Source organism: Paenirhizobium selenitireducens ATCC BAA-1503, from assembly GCF_900492185.1.
Lineage (GTDB): Bacteria > Pseudomonadota > Alphaproteobacteria > Rhizobiales > Rhizobiaceae > Allorhizobium > Allorhizobium selenitireducens_A.
In genome coordinates, this window is sequence record NZ_UEYP01000005.1 from 189,518 (window position 1) to 202,944 (window position 13,427).

At 62.5% G+C, this 13,427-nt stretch carries 13 protein-coding genes; 5 read left to right on the top strand and 8 right to left on the bottom strand.

Annotated elements, in window-relative coordinates; genetic code table 11:
• Positions 1–257 precede the first annotated feature (257 nt).
• Together RHIZ70P_RS11245 and RHIZ70P_RS11250 are read right to left on the bottom strand one after the other, a co-directional pair.
• Entirely contained in the window at positions 258–656 is a 399-nt protein-coding gene (locus RHIZ70P_RS11245; protein WP_115670395.1) for a YkvA family protein, read from the bottom strand.
• 56 nt (positions 657–712) lie between these two features.
• A complete protein-coding gene (locus RHIZ70P_RS11250; protein WP_115670537.1) occupies positions 713–1,015 on the bottom strand; it encodes a 4a-hydroxytetrahydrobiopterin dehydratase in 303 nt (100 codons plus the stop codon).
• Positions 1,016–1,048: 33 nt separating this feature from the next.
• Here RHIZ70P_RS11250 and RHIZ70P_RS11255 point away from each other — a divergent pair, with 33 nt between their 5' ends.
• Positions 1,049–1,555 carry a low molecular weight protein-tyrosine-phosphatase gene (locus tag RHIZ70P_RS11255; protein ID WP_115670396.1) on the top strand — a complete coding sequence of 169 codons (507 nt, stop codon included), beginning with the start codon at positions 1,049–1,051 and terminating at the stop codon, positions 1,553–1,555.
• On the opposite strand, the gene thpR is transcribed toward RHIZ70P_RS11255, so the two are convergent.
• Positions 1,462–2,055 (bottom strand): RNA 2',3'-cyclic phosphodiesterase, encoded by a 594-nt coding sequence (gene thpR / locus RHIZ70P_RS11260; protein ID WP_115670397.1) that lies wholly within the window; start codon positions 2,053–2,055, stop codon positions 1,462–1,464. The genes RHIZ70P_RS11255 and thpR overlap by 94 nt on opposite strands.
• Before the next feature lie 67 nt (positions 2,056–2,122).
• Entirely contained in the window at positions 2,123–2,770 is a 648-nt protein-coding gene (locus tag RHIZ70P_RS11265) for an arylesterase (protein ID WP_115670398.1), read from the bottom strand.
• Positions 2,771–2,846: 76 nt separating this feature from the next.
• On the opposite strand from RHIZ70P_RS11265, the gene RHIZ70P_RS11270 reads away from it, so the two are divergent.
• The 3 genes from RHIZ70P_RS11270 (at position 2,847) to RHIZ70P_RS11280 (ending at position 7,053) form a co-directional block, all read left to right on the top strand.
• Positions 2,847–3,560, top strand: a complete 714-nt coding sequence (locus RHIZ70P_RS11270) for an ABC transporter ATP-binding protein (RefSeq protein WP_115670399.1) — start codon at positions 2,847–2,849, stop codon at positions 3,558–3,560.
• Positions 3,560–6,103 carry an ABC transporter permease gene (locus tag RHIZ70P_RS11275; protein ID WP_115670538.1) on the top strand — a complete coding sequence of 848 codons (2,544 nt, stop codon included), beginning with the start codon at positions 3,560–3,562 and terminating at the stop codon, positions 6,101–6,103. Before RHIZ70P_RS11270 ends, RHIZ70P_RS11275 begins: the two co-directional genes overlap by 1 nt.
• A 203-nt stretch (positions 6,104–6,306) precedes the next feature.
• Positions 6,307–7,053 carry a Bax inhibitor-1/YccA family protein gene (locus RHIZ70P_RS11280; protein ID WP_115670400.1) on the top strand — a complete coding sequence of 249 codons (747 nt, stop codon included), beginning with the start codon at positions 6,307–6,309 and terminating at the stop codon, positions 7,051–7,053.
• A 111-nt stretch (positions 7,054–7,164) separates the two neighbouring features.
• Here the strand turns inward: RHIZ70P_RS11280 and RHIZ70P_RS11285 are convergent, their stop codons facing one another.
• Together RHIZ70P_RS11285 and RHIZ70P_RS11290 are read right to left on the bottom strand one after the other, a co-directional pair.
• A complete protein-coding gene (locus RHIZ70P_RS11285) occupies positions 7,165–8,337 on the bottom strand; it encodes a polysaccharide biosynthesis/export family protein (RefSeq protein WP_115670401.1) in 1,173 nt (390 codons plus the stop codon).
• Positions 8,338–8,461: 124 nt separating this feature from the next.
• Entirely contained in the window at positions 8,462–9,727 is a 1,266-nt protein-coding gene (locus tag RHIZ70P_RS11290) for a capsule biosynthesis protein (RefSeq protein WP_235842211.1), read from the bottom strand.
• A gap of 159 nt (positions 9,728–9,886) precedes the next feature.
• Here RHIZ70P_RS11290 and RHIZ70P_RS11295 point away from each other — a divergent pair, with 159 nt between their 5' ends.
• Positions 9,887–11,176, top strand: a complete 1,290-nt coding sequence (locus tag RHIZ70P_RS11295) for a capsule biosynthesis protein (protein WP_115670402.1) — start codon at positions 9,887–9,889, stop codon at positions 11,174–11,176.
• A 12-nt stretch (positions 11,177–11,188) separates the two neighbouring features.
• On the opposite strand, the gene RHIZ70P_RS11300 is transcribed toward RHIZ70P_RS11295, so the two are convergent.
• A complete protein-coding gene (locus tag RHIZ70P_RS11300) occupies positions 11,189–11,980 on the bottom strand; it encodes an SDR family oxidoreductase (protein WP_115670403.1) in 792 nt (263 codons plus the stop codon).
• A gap of 66 nt (positions 11,981–12,046) precedes the next feature.
• A complete protein-coding gene (locus RHIZ70P_RS11305; RefSeq protein ID WP_115670404.1) occupies positions 12,047–13,426 on the bottom strand; it encodes an aminotransferase class I/II-fold pyridoxal phosphate-dependent enzyme in 1,380 nt (459 codons plus the stop codon).
• Between the last annotated feature and the right edge of the window lies 1 nt (position 13,427).

Genomic DNA, 13,427 nt, shown 5'->3' on the forward strand with positions numbered 1-13,427 from the left:
TGACTTAATTTACGTTACCAAACCGTCAACGCGAAACGATTCCGGCCGCAAACCGTGGGCTCCGATCGAGAATCGCCCTATTTCGAGACATTCGCAAGGCTCAAAATCAGGCTCGCTCGATCCCGGCGATCTAGAGGAAAGAAATCTGGCGAGAGTTGGGCTCCGACAGAATTCCGCGCGAATGAAAGGCCCGATTCCGGAAAAAATTCACGACCGTCCTGGCTTGGCGTCCTGGCTTGGCGATTGTCAGCGGCCCTTCAGCCCTGCGCACGCGCGTCAGCAGGTAGACCCTCGTCGGACAGCATCGCGTCGGCGGCGTGGTAGTGCCTGTCCTTGATATGGCCGTTGATCAGCGCGATCGCCGAGGTCAGGACGGCGATATCGTCGGTGAAGCCGACCAGCGCGAACATGTCGGGAATGGTATCGAGCGGCAGGACGAAATAGCCGAGCGCGGCAAGCAGAATGCCCCGCACGCGTAGCGGTGTCTGTCGGTCGGTCGCGCAGTAGAAGGCAGCGATCACATCGCGCGAGAAGGGAACCTGCCGGATAGCCTTCTTCATCGTCGGCCAGAACTTCGCCCGGACATTGCTTTCCTGCCGCTCCTGCGTTTCCTCGTCGCCCGGCAGCAGGATTTCGCCGATCTTGATATCGTCCATTGCGTCCGATCCTCTCGTTTGGACCCGTCAAAGATATGGGAAGCCCATCGCCAAAATCAATCGCGCCCGGCGGCGGCCCTGTCCATCGCGCTTGCCAGGTTGAAGTCGAGATCTGTGAGCCCCTCGGCCGAATGCGTGGTCAAGGTCACGTCGACGCAACGATAGACATTCGACCATTCCGGATGATGATCAAGCCGTTCGGCGACGAGCGCCGAGCGGGTCATGAAGGCAAAGGCTTCGGCGAAGTCGGCGAAGATGAAACGACGGTTGATGGCCTTGCCGCCCGGCGCCAGCGACCACTGGGGCAGGGCCAAAAGTCGTTGCGCGATTGCCGCTTCGTCAAGTTTCTCGTATTTCATCAGCATCCTCTCTCATTTTTCCACGGAAGACCGATGACTCCGTTTCCTGTGCTTTTCGTCTGCCTTGGCAATATATGTCGCTCTCCGCTGGCCGAGGGGATCTTTCGTGACATGACGATGCAGAACGGCAGAGAACACGACTATCCGACCGATTCGGCAGGCACCGGCGGATGGCATATCGGCTATCCGCCGGACGCCCGCTCCGTGCAGGTCGCCCGCGAACACGGCATAGATATATCGGATTTGCGCGCCCGGCGTATCGAGGCCTCGGATTTCGAGCGCTTCGAGTTGATCCTCGCCATGGACCGCAGCAACCTGCGCCACCTCCAGGACATGGCGCCGCGCCAGACGGCGGCGACCCTTGCGCTTTTCAGCGCCTATGCCCTCGGCCAGGAGATCGATATTCCCGATCCCTATTACGGCGGGATCGAGGGTTTCCGCGACGTCTACAGCATGCTCTTCAGCGGCTGCAGATCCCTCGTCACAAAATTCGAGGCAGAGCGGGCCTCATGGAGCGGAAACACTTCCTCGGTGAGGTAGGGACCGCCACCGACCGATTCCTTCGAGGACAGGAGAACGAAGCGGCTGGCCAGGAACGGGGCGGTATGGAAGTCACCGCGCCCGGCGAGATAGTTGACGACGTCATCGACACGGCATGTCTTCAGGCGGGCCAGCGTCACGTGGGGCATGAACTTGCGTGGATCGGGCGGCAGGCCAATGCGCTGGCAAATGCGCTCGATCTCGGCCTGCAGGGCGAACATTTCCGGCGCCGGCGAAACACCGGCCCACACGGAGTGCGGCTTCTTCGAACCGAAGGAGCCAATGCCGTTGAGGCTGAGCGTGAATTCGGGACGGTCGATCCGGTCGAGCCGATCGACGATCTCGTCGGCGGTGCGGCCATCCACATCGCCGATGAAGCGCAGGGTGATGTGGTAATTCTCCACATCGATCCAACGTGCACCAGGGAGACCGCCGCGCAAAAGGGAGAGACTCAAGGCCGCGCTTCGCGGAATTTCGAGGGCAGTGAATAATCTCGGCATAGCGAGCTCCCCGAATCTTTTTGCAGATGCACACAGCGAATCACGCAATGCCGGGACACGCAAGTCCCTATTTCGGCGTGTCCCGTACGGTTTTCACAAAGTCTCGGACGACAGGCAGCATGCGCTCCACCATGATCGCGATCCCGTCGGCATTGGGGTGCATCCCATCCTCGAGCTGCAACTCGGAGCGCGTGACCACCCCGTCGAGGATGAACGGGTAGAAGGCGAGCCCGTGTCTTTCGGCAAGCTTCGGATAGATCGGGTTGAAACGCGCGGCATAGTCGGCCCCCATATTGGGCGGCGCCAGCATGCCGACCAGCAGGACCGCGATCCCACGATCCTTCAGCCTGCCGATGATCGCATCCAGGTTCCTTTCGGTCTCCTCCGGCGCAATCCCGCGCAACGCGTCATTGGCGCCGAGTTCCAGGATGACGCCCTTCGTCCCGTCAGGCACCGACCAGTCGACCCTGGCAAGCCCTGCCGCGCTGGTATCGCCGGAGACGCCGGCATTGGCGATCGTCACTTCAACGCCCTCCGCGACCAGCGCCTTTTCGAGGCGAACGGGCAGAGCATCCTCCTGCGGCAGCTGGTAGCCGGCCATCAGGCTGTCGCCGAAACCCACCAACGGAACCGGTTCTGCCGCCACGCTGAGGCCGGATGCGAGAACGCCGCCGGCAATCACGGCGAAATGAAGGAGCATCGCTTTAAATCTCATCGGGGCTTTCCTAAATTAAACAGGCTGGAACAGCGCGCGAAGCTTGCTTCGCCTCACATATATAGGGCGAGCACGAGTGATAAAAACCATTATCGAACTGAAGAAGGCCGACCTCACGCTGGGCAATGCGGCCGCATCCGTTCATGTTCTGAAGAACATCGACCTGACCATCGGCAAAGGTGAAGCCGTTGGCATCGTCGGCCCCTCAGGGTCGGGAAAGTCCACGCTGCTGATGGTGCTTGCGGGCCTCGAACGGCTCGACACTGGCGAGATCCACGTCAATGGTGCGCCCTTGCACAATCTTGGAGAAGATGCGCTGGCCGATTTTCGCGGCAAGAACATTGGCATCGTCTTCCAGTCCTTCCATCTGATCGCCAACATGACCGCCCTCGAGAATGTCGCCATTCCGCTCGAGCTTGCCAATGTGCGCAGTCCCTTCGACATCGCCCGGCGCGAACTGCAGGCCGTCGGCCTGGGTGAGCGGCTCGGCCACTATCCGGGCCAGCTCTCCGGCGGCGAGCAGCAGCGCGTCGCGATCGCCCGTGCGCTCGCTCCCTCGCCGGCCGTGCTTATCGCCGACGAACCGACCGGCAATCTCGACACGGAGACGGGTCGCCAGATCGCCGACCTGCTTTTTGCCCAGCAGGCCGAACGCGGCATGACGCTGGTGCTGGTCACCCATGACCTTGCGCTTGCCTCCCGCTGCTCGCGCCAGGTGCGCGTCGCCTCGGGCCGGATCGTGGCTGACGCCGCAGTGACCGAACGTCGCTCGGAAGTCGTGACGGCATGATGCGTTTCAGGACGAGAGCCTCGACAGCCTTTCGCATAGCCCTGCGCGAGCTGCGCGGCGGGCTGAAGGGTTTTTATATTTTCCTGGCCTGCATCGCGCTCGGCACCGGCGCCATCGCCGCCGTCAATTCGGTCGCAACGGCGATTACCGGCTCCATTGCCTCGGAAGGGCGTACGCTCCTCGCCGGCGACGTGCGCTTCGAGTTGAACAACCGTGAGGCCAACGCCGAAGAGATCCGTTTTCTGGAGGACTTGGGAGACATTTCCGTGTCGACCGTGCTGCGCTCCATGGCGCGCCTGCCCGACGGATCGGACCAATCATTGGTCGAAGTAAAGGCTATCGACGGCGCCTACCCGCTCTACGGCACCTTCGTGGCCGACCCCGCCCGTCCCTTGAGCGAACTTGTCGCCGCAAGCGAGGGCCGTTTCGGCGCGGTCGCCGCCCCTCTGTTGCTGGAGCGACTTGGCCTTGAAGTCGGCGACGAGATACTGATCGGCAAGGCACGCTTCGTCATCGCCGGCTCGATCGCAACCGAACCGGATGCGATCTCCGACGGCTTCGGCTTTGCACCCCGGCTGATCACCAGCCGCGAAGCCCTGAAGGCCAGCGGACTGGTGGAAACCGGCAGTCTGGTCGAGCATGCCTACAAGGTCCGGCTCACAGCCCCCGCCCCCACACCGGAAGAGATTCGGCGCAAGGCCGAAAGCACATTGCCGAATGCCGGCTGGTCGATCCGCACCAGCGACCGGGCCGCTCCGTCGCTCACAGAGAATATCGAACGCTTTTCCCAGTTTCTGACGCTGGTCGGCCTGACGGCGCTGGTGGTCGGCGGCGTCGGCGTGGCCAATGCGGTGCGCGCCTTCCTCGATTCCAAGCGCACCGTCATCGCCACCTTGAAGTGCCTCGGCGCACCGGCCTCGGTCGTCGTCATGGTCTATTTCTTCCAGATCACCATCGTTGCGGCCATCGGTATCCTGGCCGGTCTCGTGCTCGGCGCCATCGCTCCCCTGGTCGCCTCCTATTATCTCGCCGGCTTCCTTCCCATATCGACCGAACCGACGCTTTATCCCGGTGCCCTTCTGCTCGCGGCCCTGTTCGGCATGCTCGTGACCCTGGCCTTTGCCATCCTGCCGCTCGGTCATGCTCGGAAAGTCCCGGCGACCGCCCTCTTCCGCGAACAGGGTTTCGAGCCACGCGGCTGGCCGTCGTGGCCCTATCTGGCTGCCACCACGCTGGCCCTTGGCGCTCTGGCGGCGCTGGCAATCCTGACCTCCGAGGAAAGGCGCATCGCGACGATCTTCCTCGTCGCCATGGCCGCCGGCTTCGTTCTCCTGCGCCTGGTCGCCCTTGGCATCGCCTACCTGGCGCGGCGCAGCCCCCATGTGCCCTCCGCCGCGCTGCGGCTGGCGATCGGCAACATCCATCGTCCCGGCGCCCTCACGCCCGCCGTCACCCTGTCGCTCGGTCTGGGCTTGAGCCTGCTCGTCGCGCTGGCGTTGATCGACGGCAATCTGCGACGCGAACTCAGCGCCAACCTGCCGGAACGCGCGCCGAATTTCTTCTTCATCGACATCCAGAAGAGCGAGATCGAAGGCTTCCGTTCGGTCGTCGAGGGACAGTCGCAAAACGGCAAACTGGTGGAAGTTCCCATGCTGCGCGGACGCATCCTCGCATTCAACGATACGGATGTCGCCAAGATGGACGTGCCACCGGAAGGCCGTTGGGTACTTCGGGGCGATCGCGGCATCACCTATGCAGAAACGGTGCCGGAAAACGCATCCGTCATCGAGGGAGAGTGGTGGCCGGCAGACTATACGGGCGAACCTCTCGTTTCGTTTTCCGCCGAGGAGGCCGGCGAACTCGGATTGAAACTCGGCGACACCGTGACCGTCAACGTGCTCGGCCGCAACATCACCGCCAAGATCGCCAATTTCCGCAAGGTCGAGTGGGAAAGCCTGTCAATCAATTTCGTCATGGTGTTCTCGCCCAACACCTTTGCCGGCGCCCCCCATGCCTGGCTCGCGACGCTGACCGATGCGAGCGCCGGGCCGGCCGAGGAGGCCGCCATCCTGAAAGCCGTGACCCGAACCTTCCCGACGATCACCAGTGTGCGGGTCAAGGACGCGCTCGACGTGGTCGACCGGCTGGTCGGCCAGTTGGCGACCGCCATTCGTGCCGCCGCGGCCATTGCACTCGTGGCCTCGATCCTCGTGCTTTCCGGAGCGCTTGCGGCCGGCAATCGCGCCCGCACACACGATGCCGTGGTGCTGAAGACCCTGGGCGCGACGCGGGCCATGCTGATCCGTGCCTTTACCTACGAATACTTCCTGCTGGGAGCGGCGACCGCCTGTTTCGCCCTTCTTGCCGGCGGCGGGGTGGCCTGGTACGTGCTGAGCCAGATCATGCGGCTGCCATCCAATTTCCTGCCCGATGTGGCGCTCGCCACGATACTACTTTCGCTCGTGACGACGATCGGCATCGGACTCGCCGGCACCTGGCGAATTCTCGGACAGAAGGCGGCTCCGGTTCTCAGGGAACTCTAGCTCCCACCAAGATCTTCATCCGCCTCCGATTGAGCCATAACCGCCGGTCGGATCGGCGCCGATAACACCATTTTGAGAAGCGCGGCTCTTGTCGCGCGCGCCCGGAAACCTCATATTGGCGCTAGGCATGCTGAAGCTCCGCAGCGGCGCCTGGGTATGAAACCCGACACCGTAACCTTTTCGGAGCTTGAAAAGAGGAAACAATGTCTGAACTTCGCAACTACCAGAGCCGACCCGGCCAGAGTGGTGCCCAGTCGGCGACGATGATCGACGAGGGCCTGCGCGCCTATATGCTCAAGGTTTACAACCTGATGGCGCTCGGATTGACCATCACCGGTATTGCCGCCTTCGTCACTGCACAGATGGCGATCGGCAGCGACGGCCAACTGACCGCCTTTGGCCAGGCGATCTATCTGAGCCCCCTGAAGTGGCTGGTGATGCTCGCCCCGGTAGGCCTGGTGTTCTTCATGAGCTTCAAGATCCACTCGATGAGCGTCTCGGCTGCGCAGACCACGTTCTGGGTCTATGCCGGTCTGATGGGTCTGTCGCTGTCGTCGATCTTCATGGTCTACACGGGCGCCAGCATCGTCCAGACCTTCTTCGTGACGGCGGCGTCGTTCGGGGCGCTCTCGCTCTACGGCTACACCACCAAGCGTGACCTGTCGGGCATGGGTTCGTTCCTGATCATGGGCCTGTTCGGCGTGATCATCGCTTCGCTGGTCAATATCTTCCTGGCGTCTTCGGCGCTTGAATTCGCCATTTCGGTGATCGGCGTCCTGCTGTTTGCCGGCCTGACCGCCTACGACACGCAGAACATCAAGGAATCCTATTACGAAGCCGATGGCAGCGACGTTGCCGGCCGCAAGGCGATCATGGGAGCCCTGCAGCTCTACCTCGACTTCATCAACCTGTTCCTGTTCATGCTGCGCTTCCTTGGCAACCGCGAGTAACAGGAAAGACGATAAGGCCGGGACGTTCATCGAGCGTTCCGGCAAAAAGAAACCCGCCGGTGACGGCGGGTTTTTTGTGGCCCTTGAGAGCCCGTGCCCTTGTCGAGAACCTTACTGGTTCATCATGATCTGGCCCGTGCGGGCCGCTGCGAGCGGCGCGGAAACCATGCGAACGAACTTGGCGATATCGACTGCCGGGTGACGCGAGGCATAGATCACGTCGCGGTTCTTGATCGGGAAGGTCTGGCCGACGATCAGGCTGTCGGCCACAGACATGTCGAAGCGGTAGACGATCGGATAGCGGCCTTCCTTGTTCGGCCTCATGCCCTTGGCGACGAGTTCATGGAAACGCTCGGGCGACAGCAGGTCGGACACGATTTCCGGCTCCTCGTAACGGAAGACGAAGTAACCCTTGGCATCGATCCGCTCGTCCGAGCCGCCGCCAGCCAGCGCGATGCTTTCGAGCAGGTTCACGTCGTTGGAGCCAAAGGGGATGCGGCCGTTCTTCCAGACTTCGCCCAGCGCGGTGAAGGTCCGCGGATCGTGGGTGACAAAAATCTGGTCCTTGGGCTCGACGTAGATGTTCTCCGACGGGTTCTCGACGATCGACTGCAGCAGGACCGTGCCGGTCTTCTTTCCACGCGCCAGCGTGACGTAGGACTCGTAAGGCTGCGATGCCGGACCGCCAGCCTTGGCGATGACTTCCATGATCGTCTCGCCGGACAGTCCGAGCGGCACCATGGAGGGCTTGCCGACGGCACCGGACACCGTGACATTGCGGGACGAGGTGGAGCCGCTGCTGATGATGACATCCGGTTCGACGGCCTTGTTGGCCAATGCGCTCAAGACCGCCTGGCGCGCCTGCTCGAGCGTCCGGCCGCTGAACTGCACCAGGCCGACATAAGGAATGGCGGCCTTGCCGTCCGGTTGGACGATGACGTCGATATCGGTCTTCTTGGAATCCTGGGTCGAGAACAGGCCGTCGGCGCCGGCCTCGAAGATGGTGACCCGCAGCTGGTCGCCCACACCGATCACGACATTGCGTGCAGCGCCGCCGATACCAAAGCGGCGCTTCAGCATGCCGACGGAGAAATCAGCAACCGTGCGCGCGCTTTCCGCATTCACGTCGACGATTTCAAAGACGGCCGCGTTCGAACGGTGGACGTCGGAGATCGACTTGCCAGCCTGCGAATTGATATCGGATGCAAGCGGACCGGCACCGGGAACCGCTTCGCAGCTCGCCAGACCGGCACATACGATGGCAACAACAACAACGCGTTTCAAATGGGCACTCCTGACCGCGACAGATTCTCGTTCGGCTGATGTCCCTTAGCATGGGAAAAAGCCGGACTTCCAGACGTAGAACCACAATAGGTTACGGAAGCTAAAATTTGACCAATACCTGCCATCAAATTCTGCCGCCACTGTTGCCGATATGCCGCGGAGACGCCTTGGGTGAAGACCAGCGCGGAGGCGGATCGATGAAGGCACCGGGTTCGTTGACCTCATGGGCAAGAATGCGTCGCACGATCTCCCGAATGGCGATCACCCGGCCTTCCTGATGGTAGAAGTTGCCTTTGACCTGGATGGTGGCGGCCATAGCGGCAAGGAATCTCTGGAGTAGGGCATCGTCCACGGGCTCGGGTTCCGCCCAGAAACTGTCAAGGGCACCCTGATGGGTGAGCCCGGGTACGTCGAAAACCGCGCAGCCGAGCGCGATCGTCGGCACATGCGCCCTCAGGCTGTGAAGTCCGACCGTGGAATTCACCACGACAGCGCCCGATGCCCGCTTGAGCAAGGCAACGAGATTGCCCTCTTCGATGAAGATCACCCGCTTTTCGACCTGGTAGCGCCTCGCGATATGGGCGACCCTTTTGCCCCAACGTTCCAGCCCGTTATCCAGTGGATGCTGCTTGACGACCAGAAAATGATCAGCCGGCGCATGGGCGGCGAAGGAACGGATGACCTCTTCCAGCATCTCGGAGAGATGCGCATAGGGCGAGTTGGCGCGAATCTGGTAGTCGCTCTGGAGTTGCAACGCCACCACATAGAATGGCACATGACCGTTCTCCAGAAGATCGGTCGGGGTCCCGGCCTTCCGCTGCAGGGCCCGGACGACCCAAGGCAGATAGTCGACCAGCGCATTATAATATTTGTCGGCGCGATAGAGCGGGAAGAACGGGCGCCCGAAATAGGCGGTCAGATTGTAGACCACCTCGTTGAAGGCTTCCTGTCCGAAGGTATGGGGATAGAGCACATGCATATCCGGCTCCGGAACCTGTCCGCCGACGGCCTTGATGATCTCGGGATCATTGGGAAAATGCGACAGGCGGCCCATTCCGTCGCGTTCGAGGGTGATCCAGTCGGGACGCAGATAGCCAAATTCCATCGCATGACAACGAACACCCAACCTCTGGCCGATCTCCCGTGCCACACAGTGATACGGGAGTTGGTCGGCATAGTAGAGAATGTCGGTGATACCCTCGCGCTTGATCAGCGCCTCGAGGAAGCCCGGCCAGCGCTTGAACGAGCCGCGATAGTTGAGTGCGCCAGGCTTGCGCCAATAAAGCTGATCGCCCAAAGACAGGTTGACGCGATGGGTGGACGCGCCGGCCGCCTCGAATGCGTCAGCTAGCGCCCGCCAGAACGTCGATGGCGGCCCTTGAAGAAACAAGACTGAGGATCGTTTCCCGGATTGTTGCATCAGCAGACGCACCAGCCACTAAGGACAGAGAGGGGCATTCCGAACCATTTCACTAATACCAACATTTTACCTGGGCAACGGCGGCGACTATAGGTGGTGACCAATCCACGAACAAGACGGCAAGTGACCATGATGCACCGTTTCTCCCTGTTGATCCTCCAGGGTCCCGCCTCTCCTTTCCTGAGGGGTCTCGCCGCCGCGGCGGAGAAGCGCGGACTGGCGGTCCACAAGATCAATTTCTGCCTTGGTGATAGCGTCTTCTGGTGGCCGCGCACGGCCGAATGGTTCAAGGGCACGGATGCCCAATGGCCGCACTATCTCGAGCGCTATTGCCGTGACAGGCAGATCACCGACATGCTGATGCTGGGAGACGGACGGCCCAAGCATGCCGCCGCGATCGCGGTGGCCCACAGGCTTGGCATTCGCGTACATGTGTTTGAGCATGGTTATCTGAGGCCAGATTGGCTGACCATCGAGCCGGACGGTATGTCCGGGCGATCGCGCTTTCCACGCGATTCCGGGGTGATTCGCGCTATCGCCGCTGACAGACCACCGGCCGATCTCAGCGCGCATTTCCGCTCAAGTTTCCTCACCTATGCCCTGCTGGACCTCGCCTATCACGTCCCCAATGTGCTGCTGGGCTGGATGGTCCATCCGAACTATCGCACCCATGGCCCCGTTCATCCCGTCGTCGAATATGCCGGCTGGATCGGCAAGGCTTTCAGTGCGGGCCGGCGGCGCCGCGAGGCACAAGCAATCGAGCGCCGCTACCTGCCGGGCTTGCCACAACAGAGCCCTCGCTTCTTCCTCTTCCCGCTGCAACTGGCCGGCGACTACCAGATCCGCATCCACGCGCCGTTTGGTGATCTCGACCGGCTGGTGGAGGGAGTGATCCGTTCCTTCGCCCGCCACGCAGCACCCGACAGACGCCTCCTGTTCAAGACCCACCCGATCGACAACGGCCTGAGCGACTGGCGACGAAAAATCGCCGATATGGCGCACGCACAGGGCGTCGGCGAACGGGTTGATCTGATCGATGGCGGCGACCTGGACCGGCTGATTGCCCGCGCCGAGGGCGTGGTCACGGTCAATTCGACCGTCGGCCTGACGGCGCTGCTTGCCGCAAAACCGGTCATCAGCCTCGGTGCCTCGGTCTACGACATACCCGGCGTGACCCACCAGGCAAGCCTGTCCTCCTTCTGGACCAATCCCGAAGCCCCGGAAGCGGATATGCCCGACGCCCTGGCCCGGGCCCTGATTGCCACCATACAGGTGCGCGGCGGCTTCATCGGCAAGGAGGCGATCGATAGCGGCGCGCGGGAAATGGTCGACCGTATCCTCTCTCCGTCCCCTCATCTCTCGCAACGGGCCGCCGGACCGGCGGCATTTCGCTACGAGGCCGAACTGGGCACCCCGTGACGATGCGGGACTTCACCGTCTCTGCTTGCGGTGGAACCAGCGATAGAGCCATGGCTTCGCGATTCCGCCAAAGCGGGAGAGCAGGTAGAGGCTCGGCGTGAAGAAGATCTCCGCCTGCCCCCGGTCCAGACCCTTGACGATGCGCCGGGCAACGGCCTCGGCGCTCCACAGTCCGGCACTGCCCATCATCGCCACAGCTTCGGGAGGACGCAGTCTCAGTTCGGCAGCCAATTGCGGCGTATCCGTATCGGGGGGAAAGCAGATCGACACATCGATTCCATGCCCGCGCGATTCGACGCGCAATGCCTCGGCGAATCCGATGAGAGCCGACTTCGAGGCGCAGTAGGCGGTGTAGCCATGAAGGCCGATCAGCCCCGCCCCGGAGGAGACGATCATGATCCGGCCCCGCCTGCGGGCCTTCATGCCGGCATAGACGGCAGAAATCACATGAACCGTGCCGTGGAGGTTCGTGTCGACATGGCGCCTGAACTCAGCGCCTGAGAGGGCATCGAACGGCGCAGGCGCGACCATTCCCGCGGAGGTCACCAGAATATCGCAGGGGCCAACATCGGCTTCGACGGCAGAGAGCGCGGCCTGCACTGCAGCGTCGTCGGCAACATCGAGGCTGGCGATGAAGATGTCGTCCGCACTCCGCCCGGTCTCGGACACCAAAAGCGCCCTTGCCGCCTCGAGGCGCTCCCGGCTGCGCCCGATCAGGGTGACGCGGGCCGCCCGCGCGAGATATTGCCGCGCGACCGCCAGGCCGATCCCGCTCGAGCCTCCGGTAATGACGACGTGGACCATGGGCACCTCGGACCGTGTTCACCGGAATCACAATTGTGGAAAAGGAGCCGGCAAGCAGCAGACGGCTCAGGACTTGGCGAACAGCGCCATCAACTGGCGGGCGTCGAACGAGCCGAGCCCGAATTTCTCCTGCTCGAGACGTCCAAGGATGGCGGCCGTACGATCCACCGCACGGGCAATCTGCTCGTCGGTATGGGCGCTGGTGATGAAGAAGCGCAGGCGGGCGAGACCTTCCGGCACCGCCGGATGGATGATCGGCAGCACGTTGATACCGTCGGCATGCAATTCGTTCGACAGCTGTACCGCGCGCAGGGAATCGGCAACCAGCACCGGCACAACCGAATAGCCCTGGCTCAACCCCGTATCGAGACCGCGCTCGCGCGCAAGGTCGAGGAAGAGGCGGCTGTTGTGGCGCAGCTGGTGGGTCCGCTCCGGTTCTGCCTTCAGGATTTCCAGGCTGGCGATTGCCGCCGCCGCCAGCGCCGGGGCAAGGCCGACACTGTAGACGAAGCCGCCGGCCTGGGCCTTCAGCAAGGTGACCAGCGCCTCGCTGCCGGCGATGTAGCCGCCACAGCTGCAGCTGGTCTTGGACAGGGTCCCCATCCAGATATCGACTTCGCCCGCGGCAATGCCGAAATGTTCGAACACGCCGCGGCCCGTCTCTCCGAGCACGCCCAGCGAATGCGCTTCATCGACCATCAGCCAAAAGCCGTATTGCTCCTTGAGACGCAACAGCGCCGGCAGATCGGCAATGTCGCCGTCCATCGAATAGACGCCTTCGACGATCACCAGGATTCGCTCGTAGTCGCCGGCCAGCGTCTTCAGCACCCGGTCGAGATCGGCAGTGTCGTTGTGCTTGAAGAAGCGGCGGGTCGCGCCGGAGAGCTTTATGCCGGCCAGCGCGCTGTTGTGGATGAATTCGTCGTGGATCACCAGATCCTTCGGGCCGACCAGCGAACTGATCCCCGCGACATTGGTCAGGTAACCACTGACGAAACAGACCGCGGCCTGCGCATCGTAGACGTCGGCGATCTTCTCTTCGAGCACGGTATGGATTGTGCGTTCGCCCGCCACCACGCGGCTTGCCGAAGCCGAAACGCCGAAAGTCTGCAGCGCCTCGCTGGCGCGCGCCAGAACCATGGGGTGATGGTTGAGGCCGAGATAGTCGTAGGAGGCAAAATTGTCGAAGCTGCGCCCACCGATCAGCGCGGTGGCGCCGCTTGCGCCCTCATGCGCCCGATAGAACGGGTTTTCCATGCCCATCTGCTGGCCGGCGAGCTGCTGCATCACCACCTGCTTATATTCGGGCAGGTCGGAGAAGCCCGGCTGCTTGCGCACCGGCGCCTGCGCCGCGGCGTGCTCCGTCCGGACACGACGCCCGGCTTCGACGTCCTTCTGCAACCCCTTCATGCGGTTCAATATGAACTGCCGCTTGCTCTCATCCATT

Excerpts from the sequence above, each read along its gene's own strand:
- RHIZ70P_RS11245 (WP_115670395.1), bottom strand. The coding sequence starts at position 656 with ATGGACGATATCAAGATCGGCGAAATCCTGCTGCCGGGCGACGAGGAA.
- RHIZ70P_RS11250 (WP_115670537.1), bottom strand. The coding sequence starts at position 1,015 with ATGAAATACGAGAAACTTGACGAAGCGGCAATCGCGCAACGACTTTTG.
- RHIZ70P_RS11255 (WP_115670396.1), top strand. The coding sequence starts at position 1,049 with ATGACTCCGTTTCCTGTGCTTTTCGTCTGCCTTGGCAATATATGTCGC.
- thpR (WP_115670397.1), bottom strand. The coding sequence starts at position 2,055 with ATGCCGAGATTATTCACTGCCCTCGAAATTCCGCGAAGCGCGGCCTTG.
- RHIZ70P_RS11265 (WP_115670398.1), bottom strand. The coding sequence starts at position 2,770 with ATGAGATTTAAAGCGATGCTCCTTCATTTCGCCGTGATTGCCGGCGGC.
- RHIZ70P_RS11275 (WP_115670538.1), top strand. The coding sequence starts at position 3,560 with ATGCGTTTCAGGACGAGAGCCTCGACAGCCTTTCGCATAGCCCTGCGC.
- RHIZ70P_RS11280 (WP_115670400.1), top strand. The coding sequence starts at position 6,307 with ATGTCTGAACTTCGCAACTACCAGAGCCGACCCGGCCAGAGTGGTGCC.
- RHIZ70P_RS11295 (WP_115670402.1), top strand. The coding sequence starts at position 9,887 with ATGATGCACCGTTTCTCCCTGTTGATCCTCCAGGGTCCCGCCTCTCCT.
- RHIZ70P_RS11300 (WP_115670403.1), bottom strand. The coding sequence starts at position 11,980 with ATGGTCCACGTCGTCATTACCGGAGGCTCGAGCGGGATCGGCCTGGCG.
- RHIZ70P_RS11305 (WP_115670404.1), bottom strand. The coding sequence starts at position 13,426 with ATGGATGAGAGCAAGCGGCAGTTCATATTGAACCGCATGAAGGGGTTG.